The 19,676-nt window shown below is 67.2% G+C and carries 22 protein-coding genes; 8 read left to right on the top strand and 14 right to left on the bottom strand.

What is annotated here, in order from left to right; translation table 11 throughout:
- Positions 1-8 precede the first annotated feature (8 nt).
- Both H977_RS0109695 and H977_RS0109690 read left to right on the top strand, forming a co-directional pair.
- Positions 9-680 carry a FadR/GntR family transcriptional regulator gene (locus tag H977_RS0109695; protein WP_029107675.1) on the top strand — a complete coding sequence of 224 codons (672 nt, stop codon included), beginning with the start codon at positions 9-11 and terminating at the stop codon, positions 678-680.
- Complete coding sequence (locus tag H977_RS0109690; protein ID WP_029107674.1) at positions 677-1,474, top strand: ABC transporter ATP-binding protein; 798 nt, start codon at positions 677-679, stop codon at positions 1,472-1,474. Before H977_RS0109695 ends, H977_RS0109690 begins: the two co-directional genes overlap by 4 nt.
- On the opposite strand, the gene H977_RS0109685 is transcribed toward H977_RS0109690, so the two are convergent.
- The 10 genes from H977_RS0109685 to hisD form a co-directional block, all read right to left on the bottom strand.
- Positions 1,471-2,478, bottom strand: coding sequence for a hypothetical protein (locus H977_RS0109685; RefSeq protein WP_029107673.1), 1,008 nt, complete (start codon positions 2,476-2,478; stop codon positions 1,471-1,473). The genes H977_RS0109690 and H977_RS0109685 overlap by 4 nt on opposite strands.
- Complete coding sequence (locus tag H977_RS0109680) at positions 2,468-4,147, bottom strand: N-6 DNA methylase (protein WP_036475522.1); 1,680 nt, start codon at positions 4,145-4,147, stop codon at positions 2,468-2,470. Before H977_RS0109680 ends, H977_RS0109685 begins: the two co-directional genes overlap by 11 nt.
- A gap of 104 nt (positions 4,148-4,251) precedes the next feature.
- A complete protein-coding gene (gene hisI, locus H977_RS0109675; RefSeq protein ID WP_029107671.1) occupies positions 4,252-4,596 on the bottom strand; it encodes a phosphoribosyl-AMP cyclohydrolase in 345 nt (114 codons plus the stop codon).
- Positions 4,597-4,662: 66 nt separating this feature from the next.
- Entirely contained in the window at positions 4,663-5,448 is a 786-nt protein-coding gene (gene hisF / locus H977_RS0109670; protein ID WP_029107670.1) for an imidazole glycerol phosphate synthase subunit HisF, read from the bottom strand.
- Positions 5,445-6,266: an inositol monophosphatase family protein gene (locus tag H977_RS0109665; RefSeq protein WP_196808197.1), complete on the bottom strand. Its 822-nt coding sequence runs from the start codon at positions 6,264-6,266 to the stop codon at positions 5,445-5,447. Before H977_RS0109665 ends, hisF begins: the two co-directional genes overlap by 4 nt.
- 4 nt (positions 6,267-6,270) lie before the next feature.
- A complete protein-coding gene (gene priA / locus H977_RS0109660) occupies positions 6,271-7,005 on the bottom strand; it encodes a bifunctional 1-(5-phosphoribosyl)-5-((5-phosphoribosylamino)methylideneamino)imidazole-4-carboxamide isomerase/phosphoribosylanthranilate isomerase PriA (RefSeq protein WP_029107668.1) in 735 nt (244 codons plus the stop codon).
- Positions 7,002-7,619, bottom strand: coding sequence for an imidazole glycerol phosphate synthase subunit HisH (hisH, locus tag H977_RS0109655; RefSeq protein ID WP_029107667.1), 618 nt, complete (start codon positions 7,617-7,619; stop codon positions 7,002-7,004). The genes priA and hisH overlap by 4 nt, the downstream gene beginning before the upstream one ends.
- Entirely contained in the window at positions 7,616-8,224 is a 609-nt protein-coding gene (hisB, locus tag H977_RS0109650; RefSeq protein ID WP_029107666.1) for an imidazoleglycerol-phosphate dehydratase HisB, read from the bottom strand. The genes hisH and hisB overlap by 4 nt, the downstream gene beginning before the upstream one ends.
- Positions 8,221-9,369 (bottom strand): histidinol-phosphate transaminase, encoded by a 1,149-nt coding sequence (locus H977_RS0109645; RefSeq protein ID WP_029107665.1) that lies wholly within the window; start codon positions 9,367-9,369, stop codon positions 8,221-8,223. Before H977_RS0109645 ends, hisB begins: the two co-directional genes overlap by 4 nt.
- Positions 9,370-9,400: 31 nt before the next feature.
- The gene (gene hisD, locus H977_RS0109640) at positions 9,401-10,729 is read right to left on the bottom strand and encodes a histidinol dehydrogenase (protein WP_029107664.1); all 1,329 of its coding nucleotides are present in this window, start codon (positions 10,727-10,729) and stop codon (positions 9,401-9,403) included.
- A 104-nt stretch (positions 10,730-10,833) separates the two neighbouring features.
- On the opposite strand from hisD, the gene H977_RS0109635 reads away from it, so the two are divergent.
- Together H977_RS0109635 and H977_RS0109630 are read left to right on the top strand one after the other, a co-directional pair.
- Entirely contained in the window at positions 10,834-11,244 is a 411-nt protein-coding gene (locus H977_RS0109635; protein WP_029107663.1) for a nitroreductase family deazaflavin-dependent oxidoreductase, read from the top strand.
- 21 nt (positions 11,245-11,265) lie between these two features.
- Entirely contained in the window at positions 11,266-11,901 is a 636-nt protein-coding gene (locus H977_RS0109630; protein ID WP_029107662.1) for a LysE family transporter, read from the top strand.
- Here H977_RS0109630 and H977_RS0109625 read toward each other — a convergent pair.
- Complete coding sequence (locus tag H977_RS0109625) at positions 11,898-12,308, bottom strand: SRPBCC family protein (RefSeq protein WP_029107661.1); 411 nt, start codon at positions 12,306-12,308, stop codon at positions 11,898-11,900. The genes H977_RS0109630 and H977_RS0109625 overlap by 4 nt on opposite strands.
- 99 nt (positions 12,309-12,407) lie before the next feature.
- Here H977_RS0109625 and H977_RS0109620 point away from each other — a divergent pair, with 99 nt between their 5' ends.
- Positions 12,408-13,229: a helix-turn-helix domain-containing protein gene (locus H977_RS0109620; RefSeq protein ID WP_029107660.1), complete on the top strand. Its 822-nt coding sequence runs from the start codon at positions 12,408-12,410 to the stop codon at positions 13,227-13,229.
- On the opposite strand, the gene nadC is transcribed toward H977_RS0109620, so the two are convergent.
- Genes nadC through nadA form a run of 3 tightly spaced genes read right to left on the bottom strand, consistent with a single transcriptional unit; the run spans position 13,226 to position 16,718 of the window.
- Positions 13,226-14,083 carry a carboxylating nicotinate-nucleotide diphosphorylase gene (nadC, locus tag H977_RS0109615; RefSeq protein WP_029107659.1) on the bottom strand — a complete coding sequence of 286 codons (858 nt, stop codon included), beginning with the start codon at positions 14,081-14,083 and terminating at the stop codon, positions 13,226-13,228. The two genes, H977_RS0109620 and nadC, sit on opposite strands and share 4 nt — an antisense overlap.
- Positions 14,083-15,678 carry an L-aspartate oxidase gene (locus H977_RS0109610; protein ID WP_029107658.1) on the bottom strand — a complete coding sequence of 532 codons (1,596 nt, stop codon included), beginning with the start codon at positions 15,676-15,678 and terminating at the stop codon, positions 14,083-14,085. Before H977_RS0109610 ends, nadC begins: the two co-directional genes overlap by 1 nt.
- The gene (gene nadA, locus H977_RS0109605; protein ID WP_036475637.1) at positions 15,675-16,718 is read right to left on the bottom strand and encodes a quinolinate synthase NadA; all 1,044 of its coding nucleotides are present in this window, start codon (positions 16,716-16,718) and stop codon (positions 15,675-15,677) included. The genes H977_RS0109610 and nadA overlap by 4 nt, the downstream gene beginning before the upstream one ends.
- Before the next feature lie 46 nt (positions 16,719-16,764).
- On the opposite strand from nadA, the gene H977_RS0109600 reads away from it, so the two are divergent.
- From H977_RS0109600 to H977_RS32835, 3 genes are read left to right on the top strand one after another with little or no spacing between them, the layout of a single operon-like run.
- Positions 16,765-17,457 carry an NUDIX hydrolase gene (locus H977_RS0109600; protein WP_029107656.1) on the top strand — a complete coding sequence of 231 codons (693 nt, stop codon included), beginning with the start codon at positions 16,765-16,767 and terminating at the stop codon, positions 17,455-17,457.
- Between the two features lie 39 nt (positions 17,458-17,496).
- On the top strand, positions 17,497-18,831 hold the full coding sequence (locus H977_RS0109595; RefSeq protein WP_029107655.1) for a lipase family protein: 1,335 nt from the start codon (positions 17,497-17,499) through the stop codon (positions 18,829-18,831).
- A gap of 29 nt (positions 18,832-18,860) precedes the next feature.
- Positions 18,861-19,676, top strand: coding sequence for a helix-turn-helix domain-containing protein (locus H977_RS32835; protein WP_051288761.1), 816 nt, complete (start codon positions 18,861-18,863; stop codon positions 19,674-19,676).

Raw genomic sequence — 19,676 nt, 5'->3', positions numbered from 1 at the left:
AGGTTGTGATGACGTCCCAAGTTCAGCGTCACCCGCTGGCAGCCCAGACAGCTCAGCTCCTCCTGACGCGTATCCGCGAGGGCGAATGGCCGCTGGGCCATCGTCTTCCCGGCGAGACGACCCTGGCCGCGCAGCTCGGCGTAGGCCGCTCCACCCTGCGCGAAGCCATCCGCGAACTGTCCGGCAAGGGTGTGCTGGAGAGTCGCCAGGGCGCCGGCGTGTTCGTGACAGCGCTCGATGCCGCCGAAGACTGGGACACCGTGCTGCGTCGTGCCACCATCGTGTCGGTGATCGAGGCACGCATCGCCATCGAAGCCGAGGGCGCCGCACTGGCCGCGACACGTCGCACCCCCGCCGACATGCGCGCGATCCGTCGCACCCTCGCCGCCCGCGGTGTGGTCGGCCAGTCGGTACCCGACCACGTCGATGCGGATATGGCGTTTCACCGAACGGTGATCGCCGCGGCCCACAACGAAGTGCTCATCCAGTTGTTCGACGCCTTCCTGCCCCGGCTACGGCTGGCCATGATCGACATGCTCAAGATCCGGCCGATCGCCTCCGAACCCTGCGATCACGCCCTGCACCAGCAGCTGGCCGAGGCGATCATCGCCCGCGATCCCGAGGCCGCCGCAGCGGCCAGCAGAACCCATCTGAGCTCACTGAAGGAGTCTTTCGCATGACCCCGGTCCTCGACATCACCGAGGTGACCTTCCGCCGCGACGGCAAGCAGATCATCGACGGCATCTCCCTGACCGTGCAGTCCGGTGAACACTGGGCACTGCTGGGCCCCAACGGTGCCGGCAAGAGCACGCTGCTGGGTTTCTGTGCCGCCGTGACATTTCCGACGACGGGGACAGTGCGGGTGCTCGGCGGCCAGATGGGCCGCACCGACCTGGCGGTGCTGCGCCGCTCCATCGGTCATGTGAATCCCCGACACCGCCTGCAATACCCACTCACAGTGCGTGAGGTGGTCCTCACCGGCATCACCGCCACCATCGACATCGCCGCGCACTGGACGCCCACTGCCGAGCAGGAACGCCGAGCCGAGGAGCTGATCGACACCGTGGGACTCTCGGCCCGGGTCGACGCGATCTGGCCGACGCTGTCGCAGGGCGAACGAGGGCGCACCTTGATCGCCCGGGCGTTGATCGCCGATCCGCAGCTGCTACTGCTGGACGAACCCACCACCGGGCTGGACGTGGCGGCCCGCGAACAACTACTGGAAACCCTTGACACACTGGATGACTCGCATCCCGATATGGCCTCGATCCTGGTCACCCACCACCTCGAGGAACTGCCCACGAGCACCACGCACGCACTGCTGATCGCAGAGGGGCGCACGGTGGCCAGTGGACCGGCCCGCGATGTGGTCAACACCGACAACGTGACGACCGCGTTCGCGCATCCGGTGACGGTCGGCTATGACGACGGCAGATGGAGTGCGCGGGCCAAGGCCAGTTCGCGGGTGCTCTAAGCCTGACGCTCGGGCTCGGCCGGGTTGTTGCGGCGTCGGCGTGCCTCACGGTGCCGGGTCACCGGCGTGGTGTCGATGACGCGCGCGACCATGGTCGCCAGGAACCGCGACGGCTGCAGTCCGGGTGGCACGGTGTCATGCCGGATCGCGATGTCGGGTAGAGCGGCCAGGGCTTCGTCCACCGCAGCCGTGGCCACATCAACGATCTCGAAAAGGGTGTCGGGTTCGGCTTTCTCGATGCTGTCGACTTCCTCGTCAGCAGTTTCGGTGACCTCAGAGTCATAGTCGATCATCACCAAGGCGACGGCGTGATAGGCGTCGTCCTCGGTACCGAGCTTGCCCAGCAGGTCGATGAGCCACTCGGCCTTGTCCGGCTCGGTAGTCAGAATCGTCGAGCGCAGGCCGTAGACGAACCCGAGGGCCGACAGCGGGTGGCGCAGCCGAAGATTCTTGGCGTCGCCGTAGCTCTCCTCGACCCGGTTGGCGGCATTCTTGCCGAAGCTCGAATCCATCCGTTTGGTGCTGATCAGCAATTCCGGGCCGGTGTCCCAGTCCGACATCACCACGTCGACCTGCTTCATGTAGTGCTTGCCCAGCACGCTGGCACTCGACCCGGCAACGCCTTTCATCGACCGGCGCAGCCGTTGCTCGATCAGGTGGCGTTCCTTTTGCGGAAGTGCCTCGAGCAGGTTGGCGATGGCGCCCGGCATGATGCGCGGGTCGGTGGGGCGCGGCCACACCGCATCCGGATCGAACCCGGCGCGCCTCAGCTCGTAGGCCAGCCACACATCGAGGGCCAACGCCGGAACCCCGGTGGTGGACGGCGCGTTCAGGAATAACGGCACACCGAGCAGCTTGCGCAGAACCCGGAAATCGGGAACGAAGGTGAGCTCACCGGCGACCCGGACCCAGGGGTTGGTGTGCACGCCCGCCGGCGCCGCGTCGGCCACGATCCGGTCGAAGATGGCCCACGCGGTGGCCTTGGTCGACGGTTCAGCGGGCACGCCGAGACCTTACCGTCCGGCGCGTCGCCAATGAATCGCGCGCGATCCGAACGGGTTCCAGGGCGATTCGGCCGGCCAATCCCAATGCGTCGTCGACGAGGCGGGTCGCCTCGAGCAGGGAGCCACGCTCCAGCAGCGTTCCGACGCGGCGGCGCACCGCCCGCAACTCATCGGCGCGCGCAGATACCAGCTCAGGGGAAGGCACCAGCCAACGGTCGGCCTCACGGGGTTCGATCTTGAGAATGCCGCCGCCGTAGGAGCGCCCGACGATCTCGGCATGCAGCACTGTCACCGAGTTCAGCGCAGCCAACCCCAGCACGTCGCGGCCCAGCGTCCGAACGCCTTCGCGCAGGTACACCCCGTGCACCGAGTTGAGGTGATGAGCCTTGACCCGATTGGTGATCAACCGCGGGGTGTCGGCATTCATACAGGTCAGCAGCAGGTCAGCCGGAATCACCAGCGGCACCAGATACCAGGGCCGACGTACCCGGCACTTGTAGGCCAGATGCACGCCGGCGGCATGACCGGCGTCGATATAACGCTGCGCCGCGGCCGAGGGCGTCCCGGTCGGGCGGAACAGGTGGATCGACCGGCCGTCCTCCCCCAGCCTGGCCAACTGCTCCGGGGAGAGTGTCAGACCACGCAAGTGGGCGCTGCCCGGCGGCGACAACGGCAACAGATCAGTGGGCCGCAGCCCGAGTTCACGGACGCGCTCCGGGGACAGCGCGAAGTAGCTGTTGTTGCCGGTCACCATGCCCAGCGTGGTATCGCCCCACGTCTCGAGCATGGTGAAGTGCCCATCGGTGTGCAGACCATGGATCGCGTCGACCGGCGCGTTACCGATCAGGCCGCTCACCCACTTGTCGGAAGGGTCACGAGGTGACCAACGACGCTGTACGAGTTCAGATCTCAGCGAATCCGCGTTGCGGGCCCGATGGATGACGGCGTGTCCGCAAGGCCCGCCCCCATAGCCGTCGGCGAGCAGCAACACCACATCCGCCTCGGCCTCGGGAAACACCTGCTCGTCGAACATCACCAACTCGACACTGGCGAACCGGTCGAACAAGAACTTCCGGACTGCCGACGCGTAGTTCACGCTGAGCAATTCCGCGGGCAACACCAGTGCCAGCCGGCCGCCGGGCTTCAGGAACAACGCCGCATGCACCGTGAACGCCGCCCAACTCGATGCCAGGCCCGACAGGGTCACCCCGGCTTTGAGCGCTGCTCGGCGGGACTGCGCCCGAGTGGCGCCGCGGAAATCCTGATAACGGATGTAGGGCGGGTTGCCGATCACCGCGGTGTATCCAGCACGCGGTTCGATCGTGAAAAAGTCGGCCGTCCTGATGCGGGCCGTGCCGCCGGCCGCGGCGACGCGCCTGCGGGCGGTGGCCGCGCTGGCCGCGTGGAGTTCCACCCCGTCGACTCTCGGCTGGGTAACGCCCAATTCGGCCAACCGGGTGACGGCCTCGACCACGAACGCGGCCTCCCCTGCCGCGGGCTCGAACACCGCGTCATCAGCGGACCGGATGGCCCACCGGGTGAGGTAACGCGAAATCTCCGGTGGGGTGAAGAACGCACCGCGCGCTTTGCGGGCCGCGGCAGAATCGCCGTTGGCCGGCCCAGCGCTCTCAGTCACCCCGCCATTGTCAACGACACCACCGACAAGCATGGGGACCGCAACGCGGTTCGGCGGCTTCGACCATCACCGAGACTGCAGCCAGGGACAAAAATCTGGCTGATCTCGTACCTCAGAGCAATCTCGACGCCAATGCGTCAGTCGGAAAGCAGCACGTCCGCGTCGAAGCACGTGTGCGCCCCGGTGTGGCAGGCAGCGCCGGTCTGATCGACCTCAAGCAGCACCGTGTCGCCGTCGCAGTCCAAGCGGACCGAGTGGACGTACTGTGTGTGCCCCGACGTCAGGCCCTTCACCCACTGCTCACTCCGGGAGCGTGAAAAGTACGTGGCCTCACGGGTTTCCAGCGTGCGGGCCAATGCGTCGTCATCCATCCAGGCGACCATCAGCACCTGACCGGTGGACCGCTCCTGCGCCACGGCGCAGAACAATCCGTCGGCGTTGCGCTTCAAGCGTGCGGCGATGGCCGGGTCCAAAGCGCTCATCGGACGACACCTCGATCTGTCCTCTTCGCTGCGCTCATCGTGCACCTCGGCTCTTCGCGCAAGCGCTCATCGGACGGTGATCCCTGCGTCGCGCATCGCCGCCTTCACCTCACCGATGGTCAGCTCCCGGAAATGGAACACGCTGGCGGCCAGCACCGCGTCCGCCCCGGCCTGCACGGCGGGCGCAAAATCGGATACCGCACCGGCTCCGCCGCTGGCGATCACCGGGACGCCCACCGCCGCGCGCACGGCACGCAGCATCGGCAGGTCGAAACCGGCCTTCGTACCGTCGCGGTCCATCGAGTTGAGCAGGATCTCGCCGACGCCCAGTTCGGCGCCACGCGCGGCCCACTCGATCGCGTCGATTCCGGTGCCGCGGCGCCCGCCGTGGGTGGTCACCTCCCACCCCGAAGGGGTCGGCTGATCGCCGGCCGGCACGGTCCGAGCATCGACACTGAGGACGATGCACTGGGAGCCGAACTGACGGGCCAGCTCGGCCAGGAGTTCCGGCCGCGCAATAGCGGCGGTGTTGACCGACACTTTGTCGGCACCTGCGCGTAGCAGCACGTCGACATCGTCGACCGAACGGACCCCGCCGCCCACGGTCAGCGGGATGAACACCTGCTCGGCGGTGCGCTTGACCACCTCGAGCATGGTGGACCGACCCGACGAGGACGCGGTCACGTCGAGGAAGGTCAGCTCATCGGCGCCCTCGGCGTCGTAGGCAGCGGCGAGCTCGACGGGATCGCCTGCGTCACGCAGGTTTTCGAAGTTGACGCCCTTGACCACCCGGCCGGCGTCGACGTCGAGGCACGGGATGATCCGCGTCGCGACATCACTGATGGTGCTCACAGGTAGTCCTCCGGATTGCCAGCGGATTTCACGAGTTCCAGCATGCGTTCGTGCACGCCGGGCGCGGCGGCCAGAGCCGACTTGGATTCAGACGTCCACGGATCACCGGCCAGATCGGTCACGATGCCACCGGCGGCACGGACCATAGCCACACCGGCGGCGTGGTCCCAGATGTGATGTCCGAAACTGATGGCCCCGCCCAGGATTCCGGCCGCGACGTAGGCCAGATCGACCCCGGTGGCGCCGTGCATCCGCACCCGCGAGCACACCCGACTGAGATTGGACAGCACCTCAACGCGGTACCGGCCGGGGAATCGTCCGCGGGAGTCGATGTTGAAGGTCTGGATCCCGATGATCGAGTCGGTCAGGGTCGGTGATCCGAGTGCCGGGAGCGCGGTGCCGTTGTCGCGCACCGGCCCTCCGGCGAGCGCCGTATAGCGCTGTCCGGTGAACGGCAGCCAGGTGAGGCCGGCCACCGGCTCGCCATCGGCCAGCAGGCCCAGCAGAATCGCCGCCATCGGCGAACCGGCCGCGTAGTTGAAGGTGCCGTCGATCGGGTCGAGTACCCACACCAGCGGCGAATCGATGGGTTCACCGCCGAATTCTTCGCCGTGCACCCCGATCCCGGTGGCCTCGGTCAGTGCTCGGACCACCTGCCGTTCGATCGCCAGATCGACCTCGGTGGCGAAGTCGTTGCCCTGCTTGCTCACCGCGGATTCGGCGCGGTGTCCGGCGATGAACGGCACGGACGCCGCGTCGAGGATCTCGGTCGCCGCATCGACCAGTGCGGCCAACTTCGACGGGTCCAGGGCGGCCACCCGCTTATCCGCTGACCGCGGCCAGCGCCTGCGGCAAGGTGAACCGTCCGGCGTAGAGCGCTTTCCCGACGATCGCACCCTCGACTCCGTGGCCGGTCAGAGTGGCGATCGCCCGCAGATCATCAAGGCTGGACACCCCGCCGGAAGCGATCACCGGGGCGTCGGTGCGGTCGGCGACCGCCGCGAGCAGTTCCAGATTGGGGCCCGTGAGGGTGCCGTCCTTGGTGACGTCGGTGACGACGTACCGCGAACACCCTTCGCGATCAAGACGATCCAGGACGTCCCACAGGTCGCCCCCGTCGGTCTCCCAACCGCGGCCGCGCAGCCGCCAGCTGCCGTTCTCGAATTGCACGTCCAGCCCGACGGCCACCCGGTCGCCATATTCGGCGATCGCGCCACGGCACCAGTCGGGGCTTTCCAGCGCTGCCGTGCCGATGTTCACCCGGGCACAGCCGGTGTCCATGGCGGCCTTCAACGAGTCGTCGTCGCGGATGCCGCCGGACAGTTCGACTTTCACGTCGAGCTTGCCGACCAGGTCGGCCAGCAGCTCGCGGTTGCTGCCGCGGCCGAAGGCGGCGTCCAGGTCCACGAGGTGGATCCACTCGGCGCCGTCGCGCTGCCAGGCCTGTGCGGCCTCCAGTGCCGAACCGTAATCGGTCTCACTACCTGCCTTGCCCTGCACCAGACGCACCGCTTTGCCGTCTACCACATCGACAGCCGGCAACAGAATCAAACTCACAGTCCCTCAACCCAATTCGCGAGCAGCGTCGCACCGGCGTCGCCGCTCTTCTCCGGATGAAATTGCGTAGCCGACAACGGGCCGTCTTCGACGGCCGCGATGAACGGCACGTGATGCGTTGCCCAGGTCACCAGTGCATCCCGGTTACCGGACCACTCCTGGGCGGCGTACGAATGTACGAAGTAGAAGCGCGTGTCTGCGTTGAGCCCCTTGAACAGCGTGCTGCCTGCCGCCGCGTCGACGACGTTCCAGCCCATGTGCGGAATCACCGGGGCCTCCAGTCGGGTCACGGAGCCGGGCCACTGACCGCAACCGGTGGACTCCGTCCCGAACTCCACCCCGCGGGCGAACAGGATCTGCATGCCCACACAGACGCCCAGAACCGGGCGTCCGTTCTGTAGGCGGTCGGCGATGATCTTCTCGCCGCCGATCGCGCGGAGCCCGGTCATGCAGGCCTCGAACGCACCGACACCGGGCACCACCAGACCGTCAGCCGCCGCGGCAGCGCCGGGATCTGCCGTGACCTCGACGTCGGCACCCGTGCGCTCCAACGCTCGCTGGGCCGAGCGCAGATTGCCCGATCCGTAATCGAGCACGATGACCTTCTTTGTCACAGGGTGCCTTTGGTGGACGGAATGCCGGTCACCCGCGCGTCGTATTCGACGGCCTGACGCAGCGCGCGGGCCACCGCCTTGTACTGGGCCTCGGTGATGTGGTGCGGGTCGCGGCCGTACAACGTGCGCACGTGCAATGCGATGCGGGCGTTGAATGCAAGCGATTCGAACACGTGCCGGTTGATCACGGTGTGGTACGGCGCGCTGGAGCCGGCGATGGTGAATTCGACCATGAACTCGGGCTCCCCGGTGTGTACGAAGTACGGCCGGCCGGACACGTCGACCGCGGCGTGCGCCAACGTCTCGTCCATCGGGATGAAGGCGTCGCCGAACCGGCGGATGCCCTTCTTGTCGCCGAGGGCCTCCCCGAGCGCCTGCCCCAGCACGATCGCGGTGTCCTCGATCGTGTGGTGCCCCTCGATCTCGATGTCGCCCTTGGCGTGCACGGTGAGGTCGAAACTTGCGTGGGTGCCCAGCGAGGTCAACATGTGGTCGAAGAACGGCACGCCGGTGTCGATGTCGACAACACCGGTGCCGTCGAGGTCGATCTCGACGACGATGTCGGATTCCCTGGTTTTGCGTTCGACTTTCGCGCGACGGCTCACGATGCTCCTACCGGGCTGTTGGCGGGCTGAAGTTCAGTGGCGGCGAGATCGGCGCTGGCGGCCAGAAACGCGTCGTTCTCCTCGGCCAGACCGATCGTGGTGCGTAGGAAGCCGGGGATGCCGACGTCGCGGATCAAAATTCCCTTGTCCAGGTAGCGCTGCCAGCTGACCGGAGCGTCGGCGAACTCGCCGAACAGCACGAAATTCGCATCGCTGGGAATCACCCGATAACCGAGGCGGCTCAATTCCGCACTCACGCGGTCACGTTCGGCGGCCAGGGTCGCCACGCTGGCCAGCGTGTCATCGGCATGGCGCAGCGCCGCACACGCGGCGGCCTGGGTGAGTACGGACAGGTGATACGGCAGGCGCACCAGCAGCAGCGCGTCGATCACCGCAGGTGCGGCGGCCAGGTAGCCGAGCCGTCCGCCGGCGAAGGCGAACGCCTTGCTCATCGTGCGGGTGACGATGAGCTTTGTCGGGAACTCGTCGATCAGGGTGACTGCGCTGGGCTGCGACGAGAACTCGCCGTAGGCCTCGTCGACGATCAAGATCCCGCCTGGCTCAGAAGACAAAGCCTCAAGCAGACGGCGTAGGTCGTCGACCGAAACGCTCTGTCCCGACGGGTTGTTCGGGCTGGCAACGAACACCACGTCGGGTGTGCGTTCCTTTAAGGCCGCCACAGCTACGTCTACGGCAAGCCCGAAATCGTCAGCCCGGGCGGCCTGCAGCCACTCGGTCTGGGTGCCGTCGGAGATGATCGGGTGCATCGAGTACGACGGCACGAACCCGATCGCGCTGCGTCCCGGCCCGCCGAAGGCCTGCAGCAGCTGCTGCAGGATCTCGTTGGAACCATTTGCCGCCCACAGATTGTCGACGGTGAGCTGCACGCCGGTGGCCGCGGTGAGATAGGCGGCCAGGTCGGTGCGTAATGCCACCGCGTCCCGGTCGGGATAGCGGTGCAGCTCGGCCGCGACCTCACGGACCGAGGCGGCGACGTCGTCGATCAATGCCTGGGTCGGCGGGTGCGGGTTCTCGTTCGTGTTGAGCCGGACCGGGACCACCAATTGCGGTGCGCCGTAAGGCGATTTCCCGCGCAGGTTCTCGCGCAGCGGCAGATCGGCCAGCGTCACGTCCTGTGCGCTCATCAGCGCCCTCTGCTCTTCGCGCAAGCGCTCATCACCGCTCAAACCTCCGTCGTACCGCCTCGCCGTGCGAGGGCAGGTTTTCCGCCTTGGACAGTGTGATGACATGTCCGGAAACGTCCTTGAGTGCGGCCTCGTCGTATTCGACGACGTGGATGCCACGCAGGAAAGTCTGCACGGACAGGCCACTGGAATGCCGGGCGCAGCCGGCGGTAGGCAGTACATGGTTGGACCCGGCGCAGTAGTCGCCGAGGCTGACCGGAGACCAGGCACCGACGAAAATGGCTCCCGCAGAACGGATCCGGCCGGCCACATCGGATGCATCCTTGGTCTGGATCTCCAGGTGCTCGGCGGCGTAGGCATTGACCACCCGCACCCCCGCCTCGATATCGTCGACCAGCACGATCGCGGACTGCTTACCCGAGAGTGCTACCCGGACGCGCTCGACGTGCACCGTGGTGGCCAACTGACGGGTGAGCTCGCGGTCGGTGGCCTCAGCCAGCGCTTCGCTGTCTGTGACCAGCACGCAGGCCGCCATCTCGTCGTGCTCGGCCTGGCTGATCAGATCCGCGGCGACGTGTACCGGATCGGCCGTGCCATCGGCCAAGATCGCGATCTCCGTCGGGCCGGCCTCGGCGTCGATGCCGACCTGCGAGCGGCAGATCCGCTTGGCGGCGGTCACGTAGATGTTGCCGGGGCCCGTGATCATGTCGACCGGCGCGAGTTCGGCACCATCGGTATCGGTGCCGCCGTAGGCCAGCAGCGCCACGGCCTGCGCACCGCCGACAGCCCACACCTCTTCGACGCCGAGCAGGGCGGCGGCCGCCAGGATGGTCGGGTGCGGCAGGCCGTCAAATTCCGCCTGCGGCGGGCTGGCGATCACCAGCGAATCGACGCCCGCGGTCTGTGCGGGCACCACGTTCATCACGACGCTCGACGGATAGACGGCGTTGCCGCCGGGCACGTACAGCCCAACGCGCTCGACCGGCACCCAGCGTTCGGTGACCGTGGCACCGGGGGCCAGCGTGGTGGTGGTGTCAGTGCGGCGCTGGTCGGCGTGCACGGTGCGAGCGCGGTCGATCGCGACCTGCAATGCAGCGCGTACGTCGGGATCAAGCTCGGCCAGCGCGGCAGCCAGTCTGGCAGCCGGCACCCGCACGGTATCGGGCCGGATGCCGTCGAACGTATGGCCGTAGTCCAGGGCAGCCTTCGCGCCGTGCTCGGCGACGGCTTCCACGATCGGGCGGACCTTGGGCACCACTGCGTCCACGTCGACTCCGCCGCGGGGCAGCGCGGAACGCAGCTGCGCAGCGTTGAGTACACGGTTACGCAGGTCGATTCGGGACATCTGAAACTCGGCCATCGGTTCAATTGTCCCTGATCAGTCCAGTTGATAAAAATCCGTCGCCGGTTGCCGCCGACCCGACCCGCCGTAGGGTAGTTCCAGACTGCCGAATGGAGCCCTGAATGTCCGCGAAAGACCACCCGAACAACGCCCCCGGCGTACCGATGCTCATGCCGCCCGCGTTGGAGCGGTTCCAGATCAAATACATAAACCCGCTGCTGAAACCGTTCTCCAAGCGGTTGCCCGGATTCACGGTCATCAAGCATCGCGGCCGCACGTCCGGCACGCCGTACGAGACGATCGTCACCAGCTACCGCAAGGACAATCTGCTCGCGGTGACGCTGATGCACGGCAAGACCAACTGGGTGAAGAACGTGCTGGCGGCCGGCGAGGCCGACGTGCACCTGTTCAGCGGCGACGTCAAGATCACCAACCCGCGGGTGTTGCCGGCCGGTACGGATGACCCGACACTCCCCCGTATCCCCAGGACCGCCGCGCGCCGGATGGGTGTCTTCGTGGCAGATATCGTTTGACACGCTCGCCAGACTGCTTACATGACCTGGCAGATCTGGCTGGCGTTTCTCGGAGCGTCGATCGCCATCAGCGTGTCCCCCGGAGCCGGGGCGATTCTGTCGATGGCCACCGGGCTGACTCACAGCGTCCGCCGCGGCACGTGGAGCGTGTTGGGGCTGCAGATCGGACTGATGCTGCAACTGGTGTTGGTGGCCGTCGGGTTGGGCGCCGTCGTCGCCGGCTCGGTCCTGGCCTTCCAGATCGTCAAATGGCTGGGTGTGGCATACCTGATCTACCTGGCGGTCCAGCAGTGGCGCAGCGCCTCGCAGGACCTGCACGCGCGGATGGGTGGCACCGTCGAGCGAAGCCGGCTGGCACTGATGATGCGGGGTTTCCTGGTGAACACCACCAACCCGAAAGGCCTGGTGTTCCTGCTCGCCGTGCTGCCGCAGTTCGTGGTGCCGACGGCGCCGCTGCTGCCTCAATACCTGACGATCGCCGCAACGATGGTCGCCGTCGACGTTGTCGTGATGAGCCTCTACACGGGGCTGGCCGCACGGCTGCTCAACTGGCTGCAGACACCGCGTCAGCAGACCATCCTGGGCCGGGTGTTCTCCGGGCTGTTCGCCACCGCCGCCGTGGTGCTCTCACTGGTCCGCCGTGGCGCGACTGCCTAGCTACCCGTCAAGCTTTCCAAAGCGCCCTTGATGATCGGCGCTGCTTGCTCCATCGCAACCCGTAAGGGACCGGCGGCTTCGTGTGGCAGCACATCGCGGGACCAGAGGAAACGGCAGCGCTGTGGCCCTTCTGCCATCACCGTCATCACTGCGTTGTCGTGCTCCGGTGGTGCGGTGTCGCCGATCAGTGAATATGCGATTCGGCTGGCCTGATCGTCGCGGCTGACCAGGCGCTCACGGGCGACGAAACCATCGGCGAACGTCACGATCCGAATATCGCCGTCGGCCTCGGAGGATGTCACGAAGCCCGGCGCCATCCGCACCGGTCCGTCCGCCCAATCACCGATCACCTGCCACACGAGGGAACTGTCCGCTTCAACACCGAATTCAAGGTTGATCCATGCCATGGCAACAGTCTGGCCAGGCGCTGACCTCGTGTCTTGAACATTCTTGCGCGCTGTCGGTGCCGGCCCGGACTGTCGGTCCCGACGGCTACCGTGCGAGAGGTGTTGACCGCCGAGACCCTGATCGCGCGACCTGATTTCAGCGTCGCGACGTGGAACTGCACCGGCGGTGGTGCTGACTGGTCTGAGCCCGAGTGCCCCGTCGACGGACGGTTCGTGCTGGTGCGTTCGGGAGGCTTTCGCCGCCGCGGATCCGGCGATCCGGTGGGGCACGATGCAACGCTGGGCTACCTCGGCGAGCCCGGTGAAAGCGAGCAGTTCGCTCATCCGCACGGGGGCGACGCCTGCACGTCAGTACAGCTCAACGCCCCGAACTGGTGGCAGCTCGCCGGCGATCCGGGACGGGCGGGGCCCGCCGCGGTGTATGTGGACGCCCGGCTGGAATTGACGCATCGACGGTTGCTGGCCAGCCATCAACACGATCCCGATTACGAACTCGCCGAGAACCTGGTGCAACTCGTGGGCACAGCGCTGCGCGCCGCCGCGCAACGACCGGTGCCGGCCGCCGATGCGCCGGGGCGGCCCGCCGACCGTCGGATGGTGGCTCAGGCGCGCGACGCGATCAGGCAAGACGATGACACAGCCGCGGGACTGTTCTCCCTTGCCGGTGCTCTCGGGGTCTCCGCGTACCGGCTGAGCCGATCGTTCAGCAATGAACTCGGAATCTCGGTGACGCGGTATCGCAACCGGGTGCGCGTCGGAAAGGCCCTCGACTTGCTGCAACGCGGTGAGTCCACGATGGCCGACGTCGCCGCCGGACTGGGCTTCGCCGATCAGGCGCATTTGTGCCGGACAGTGCGCCAGCACACCGGCTACACGCCGAGCGCGGTTCGGCGCGAATTGCGCCCGGCATCCCCTCGTTAGGTGTCGAGACCGATGTCGAGCACCCGCACCGAATGCGTGAGGGCGCCGATCGCCAGGTAGTCGACGCCGGTCCCGGCGTAATCGGCAGCACTCTCCAGTGACAGGCCCCCCGAAGATTCCAGCAGCGTCTTGGGCGAACGCGTGTCGCGGCGCTGGACCGCGATCTGGGTTTGCCAGACGGGGAAGTTGTCGAGAAGCACCAGCTCCACGTCAGCGGAGAGCACGTCGTCGAGTTGTTCGAGCGAATCCACCTCGACCTCGCACGGCAGATCGGGCGCCTCGGCGCGGACAGCCTTGAGTGCGGCCAGCACCGAGCCGGCAGCGGCGACGTGGTTGTCCTTGATCAGCGCGGCGTCGCCCAGGCCCATCCGGTGGTTGACGCCGCCGCCCACACGGACCGCGTACTTCTGCAGGGCGCGCAGACCCGGCAGCGTCTTGCGCGTATCGCGGATCTTGGCGTGGGTGCCGGCCACCGCGTCGACCCAGGCCGCGGTCGCGGTGGCGATCCCCGACAAGTGACACATCAAGTTCAGCATGGTGCGCTCGGCGGTCAGCAGACCCCGGGTCGGTGCCTCGACCGTCAGGATCGCCGAACGCGCCTCCAGTCGGGCGCCATCCTCGACGCGGTCGATGACGCGGTAGCCGTCCGCGCCGAGCACCTCGTCGAGCACCAACAGTGCGATGTCGACACCGGCAGCCACGCCCGGCTCCCGGTTGACCACCGAGGCGGTGGTCATGGAATCGGGGCCCACGGTAGCAATGGTCGTCACATCCGGGCCGTAACGCAGGTCCTCTTCGAGCGCCCGGCTGATCGTGGCACGCGCCTCGGCCAACTCGACATCCGAAAGTGCCATCAGCACACCACCTCTGCGGTGTCGAGTGCGGGACGGCCTGCAGCGGCACGAATCGTCACGGAATGCTCCTGGGCAGGGTCGGTTTCGGGGTGATCGCCGCGATGGTGGCAGCCGCGACTTTCGGTACGGGCCAGCGCCGCGACGGCGATGGCCTGCGCGGTCGCGGTGAGCGCCGCGTCCTCAAAGCTCTGGCGGCCGGCGGGCGAGACGGATCGCGCATCGCCCAGAACGTCATCGAGGGTTCGCAGGCCCTCGGCGTCACGGACCACCGAGGCGTACTCGGACATATTGCGCTGCAGCACTTTTCGGTCAACGAACTCTCTGCGACGCTCCTGCGGAGCCTGTGCGCGTACCGAACCGACCATGCTCGAGTGCTCGGCTGCGGCGCGGCCGGCCCGGCCACCGACGACCAGCCCTTCCAGCAGGCTGTTGGAGGCCAAGCGATTGGCCCCGTGCATCCCCGTGCGGGCCACCTCGCCCGCGGCGAAGAGGCCGGGCAGTTCGGTACGCCCATGCACGTCGGTGACCACACCGCCACAGCTGTAATGGGCACCGGGCACCACCGGAATGGGTTGGCGGGTCGGATCGATACCGGCCGACACACACGCCGCCGCCACCGTCGGAAAACGGCCGGCGAACTGCGAGATGCCGCGGGCGTCGAGGTATACGCACGGGTCACCCGTGGCGCTCAGCCGGGCGTCGATGGCCGCGGCCACCACATCGCGCGGGGCGAGGTCTCCCATCGGATGAACGCCCTCGGTGACCGAATTGCCCTGCGAGTCGATGAGTACAGCGCCCTCACCGCGCAGCGCTTCAGTGATGAGCGGGCGCCGCCCACCGCCGTTCTCGACGTACAGCATCGTCGGGTGGAACTGCACGAACTCGATGTCGCGAACCGGCACACCGGCCCACAGCGCCAGCGCGATGCCGTCGCCGGTCGAGCCGCCCGGATTGGTGGTGGCCGCATACACGTGGCCGAGGCCGCCGGTGGCCAGGATGACCGACGGCGCATGGATGATGCCCAGGCCGTCCTCGTTGCGGACGAGCACTCCGGTCACCGCGGCGCCGTCGTGCAGCACCTCACACGCCACATGGTCGCGGCGGATGTCCAGGTTGGCGGCCGCGACGTCGAGCGCCCGCTGCACCTCGGCGCCCGTGGCATCGCCGCCTGCGTGAATGATCCGGCGTCGGGTGTGCCCGCCCTCACGGGTCAATGACCAACGCCCGGGAGTGGTTTCGTCGAACCGGGCGCCGTCGGCAACCAGATCGGCGACCGCTCCGTAACCCGCCTCGACGATGGAGTGCACCGCGTCGGGATCGCACAGGCCGCCGCCGGCCGCGACCGTGTCCGCGACGTGCGCCTCGACCGAGTCGTCGGTGTGCGGCAGTACCACCGCGATGCCGCCCTGGGCGTAGAACGTCGCGGTCTCGCGGGCCTTGCTCAGCACCACCACGCGGCGGCCGTGACGGTGCGCGGCCATGGCCGCCACCAGCCCCGCCACCCCGGTGCCGACCACGACGACGTCAGCACGCTGCTGCCACAACGTCGAAGTGCCGCAGGCGAAGCGGCCCCGGGCGGTGCCCGTGGGAGTCATTCTCCGCCGCCGGGCTGGCCGATCGCAATCATCCGCTGCACGCTGGCACGGCCCAGGCGGGCGGTTTCGGGATCGACGTGCACCTCGTCGGCGCCTTCGATCAGGCAGCGCAGCAGCGCGGCCGGAGTGATCATCTTCATGTAGGTGCACGACGCGCGGTCGTTGACCGCCAGGAAGTCGACTTCCGGTGCCGCCCTGCGCAACTGGTGCAGCATGCCGACCTCGGTGGCCACGAGCACCTGGCGCGCCCGGGTCTCGCGGGCGGCGTCGAGCATGCCTCCGGTGGACAGGATCTTCACCCGCTCCTCGGGGACCGCGCCCTCACCGGCCAGGTACAGAGCCGAGGTGGCACATCCGCATTCGGGGTGCACGAAGAGTTCGGCGTCGGGGTGCGACCGGGCCTGGGCGGCCAGCTCGTCGCCGTTGATCCCGGCGTGCACGTGGCATTCGCCGGCCCAGACATGCAGGTTCTTACGGCCGGTCACGCGGCGGACATGGGCGCCCAGGAACTGGTCGGGGCAGAACAGCACATCGCGGTCTTCGGGGATCGAGGCCACCACCTCGACGGCGTTCGACGAGGTGCAGCAGACGTCCGTGAGGGCCTTCACCGCGGCGGTGGTGTTGACGTAGGAGACGACGACCGCACCGGGGTGCTCGTCCTTCCACTCACGCAGCTCCTCGGCCGTGATCGAATCGGCCAGCGAGCAGCCGGCCCGCTGATCCGGGATCAGCACGGTCTTGTCCGGGCTGAGGATCTTGGCCGTCTCGGCCATGAAGTGCACCCCGCAGAACACGATGGTGTCCTCAGGAGCCTCGGCGGCGATGCGCGAGAGCGCCAGAGAATCACCGACGTGGTCGGCGACGTCCTGGATTGCCGGCAACTGGTAGTTGTGCGCCAGCAACGTCGCACCGCGCAGCTCCACCAGGCGACGGATCTCAGCGGCCCACTTCTCGTCGCCGTCGACGCCGGAATAGCCGCCGGGGCCATCGACGATCTGTTCTGCCAAGCCCCCCGCGAGGGTGCCATTGAGAGCGGTCACGCCGACCTCCTCCACTAAGTCAGGTTTTCGACTTATAATCGAAAACATGCCTTATGGTAACACCGCTCACGAAGTGCTCGCCGTCGTGTTCCAGGTTCGCGGCCTCGATTCGCGCCAACCCAGCCTCCACGTGCTGCTATGGCAGCGCGCCCTCGACCCCGAGCGCGGCAAGTGGTCCTTACCGGGCGGACGGCTGGACGACGACGAGGACTTGACGAGTTCGGTGCGCAGACAACTGGCCGAGAAGGTCGACCTGCGCGAACTGGCCCACTTGGAGCAGCTCGCAACATTCTCCGATCCCAGACGAGTTCCGGGTATCCGCACCATCGCGTCCACATTCCTGGGCCTCGTCCCCTCTCCCGCCATCCCGGCGCTGCCGCCGGACACCCGGTGGCATCCGGTCAGCGACCTACCTCCGATGGCTTTCGACCATGCACCGATGGTCGAACACGCACGCACCCGGCTGGTGGCCAAGATGTCGTACACCAACATCGGATTCGCCTTGGCACCAAAAGAATTCGCACTCTCCACGCTACGAGACATCTACAGCGCCGCACTCGACCATCAAGTCGACGCCACAAACCTGCAGCGGGTGCTGGAACGGCGCAAGGTCATCATCCGCACCGGCACGACCGCTCGATCCGGCCGTAGCGGCGGGCGTCCCGCGGCGCTCTACCGCTTCACCGACTCGCGGTACCGCGTCACCGACGAATTCGCCGCACTGCGCCCGCCTGGGTGAGTCGACTAGCTTCTTAGACGCTCCTTAAGTAACAATGCCCTGATGGACTTGGGCAGCGCGGCCAGCATCTCCGCGGCGGAATGGATCGGTCGAGCGCCTCACGAGGATCTCGACCCGGCCGCTCGCCCCGTGCTCCCCCACAAGGATCCGTTCTACGTTCCGCCCGCGGGGTTCCAGCACGCCGAACCAGGGACCGTCCTGCGCAGCCGCGACGTAGAGCTGGCCTTCCTGGGGCTGATCCCGCAGCGCGTGCAGGCCACGCAGCTGCTGTATCGCTCCACCGACCGCAACGGGATCCCCGAAGCCGCTGCCACCACCGTGATCGTTCCGGCCGACGCGGCAGCCGACTGCCACGTGGTGTCCTACCAGTGCGCGATCGACGCCATCTCGGCCCGATGCTTCCCCTCGTACGCCCTGCGTCGCCATGCCAAAGCCACCGGCTCGCTGGCACAGCTCGAATTCCTGCTGATATCGGCTGCCCTGGCTGAGGGATGGGCGGTGTCGGTCCCAGATCATGAGGGCGTCAACGGCATGTGGGGCGCGCCGTACGAGCCCGGCTACCGGGTGCTCGACGGCTTGCGTGCGGCGATCAACGCAGAGCAGCTGTCGCTGTCACCGAACGCACGCATGGGCCTCTGGGGATACTCCGGCGGCGGCCTCGCCAGTGCCTGGGCCGCGGAGATGGCCGGCAGCTACGCGCCCGAGCTCAACATCGTCGGCGCCGTCCTCGGCTCCCCCGTCGGCAACCTTGGAAACACCTTCCGCCGACTCAACGGCACCGTCTTCTCGGGGCTACCAGCCCTGGTGGTGGCCGCCCTCGCCGACATCTATCCCAACCTCAACCGGGTGATTGCCGAGCACGCGACGATCGAGGGGCGCAAAGTTCTCGACCGGCTGCACCGCATGACCACCGTGGAAGCGATCGTGCGGATGTTCCGCACGGACATGGGCGATCTGGTCGACATGCCGCTGGAGGACATCCTCGACGGACCCGAGGTCAGCGAGGTGTTCCACGACACCAAACTCGGTGTGGCCGTACCCGTTCCGCCGGTGCTGATCGTGCAGGCCGTGCACGACGAGATCATCTCGGTCGACGACATCGACGAACTCGCCGACACCTACCTGGCCGGTGGTGCCGACGTCACCTACCACCGCGACATGTTCAGCGAACATCTGCTCTTGCACCCGTTCTCGGCGCCGATGGCGCTGCGCTGGCTGACCGACCGGTTCGCCGACCGACCGCTCACCGCCAACCTGGTCAGATCCAAGTGGCCGACCCTGCTCAACCCCATCACCTACATGGGCATGGCCAGACTGGCCAAAATCGCCACCAAAGTCGCCCTCGGCCAGACGGTAAGGCGACGTCCGCTCTGATCTGCCGGACGCTGGCAGAATGGGGGTAGATGCGCTATATCCGTCAGCTCCCGACGGTGGCCCTGCGCGACAGCGTCGACCACCTGTGGTGTCTTGCGGACGGACCCACCTATTCGGTGGAACGCATTCTGCCCACCGGCACCACCGAACTTGTCGTCAACCTCGGCGCTGACACCATCGCCATAGCGAACAACCAAGGCTCACAACGATTTCCTGGAGTCGTGGCCTCCGGACCGTACACCGAGCCGTTCGATATCGACGCACGCGAGCACACCGCCATGGTGGGCGTGCATTTCAAGCCCGGCGGTATACGTGCAGCCCTCGGAATATCACCACACGAACTCGTTGGTTCCCACCTCGATCTCGACGCGGTGTGGAACGGCGCGGCTGCCGACCTCCGCTGCCAGATATGCGAGGCAGAGACTGTTACGCGACGCTTCGCCATCGTCGAAAGCGCACTGCTCACCCGGTCACGTGCGGACGGCGGACTGACCCGCGAAGTGGCCTTTGCGGTGAACGCGCTCAGCCTCACCCGCCGACCATCGATCGACACGCTGGCCCACGAGGTCGGCTTCAGTCACCGCAGGCTTATCCAACTGTTCACGACCCAGGTCGGAATGCCGCCCAAACGGTTCGCCCGCCTGCAACGGTTCCGCCACGCACACGAGGCCGTGTCTTTGGCGTCGTCACCGCCGAACTGGTCCACCTTCGCCATCGAACTCGGGTACGCCGATCAGTCACACATGATCCGGGAGTTCCAGGAATTCTCCGGAATGACCCCTACCCAGCAACTACGCCAGAACCGATACGCCGCGAAGGACGACCACATCCCGCTCGCGTTGTAG

The sequence above is a fragment of the Mycobacterium sp. URHD0025 genome (genome assembly GCF_000426065.1).
Lineage (GTDB): Bacteria > Actinomycetota > Actinomycetes > Mycobacteriales > Mycobacteriaceae > Mycobacterium.
Note: the sequence above shows the minus strand (reverse complement) of the source record. Positions and strands in the feature narration are given on the sequence as shown.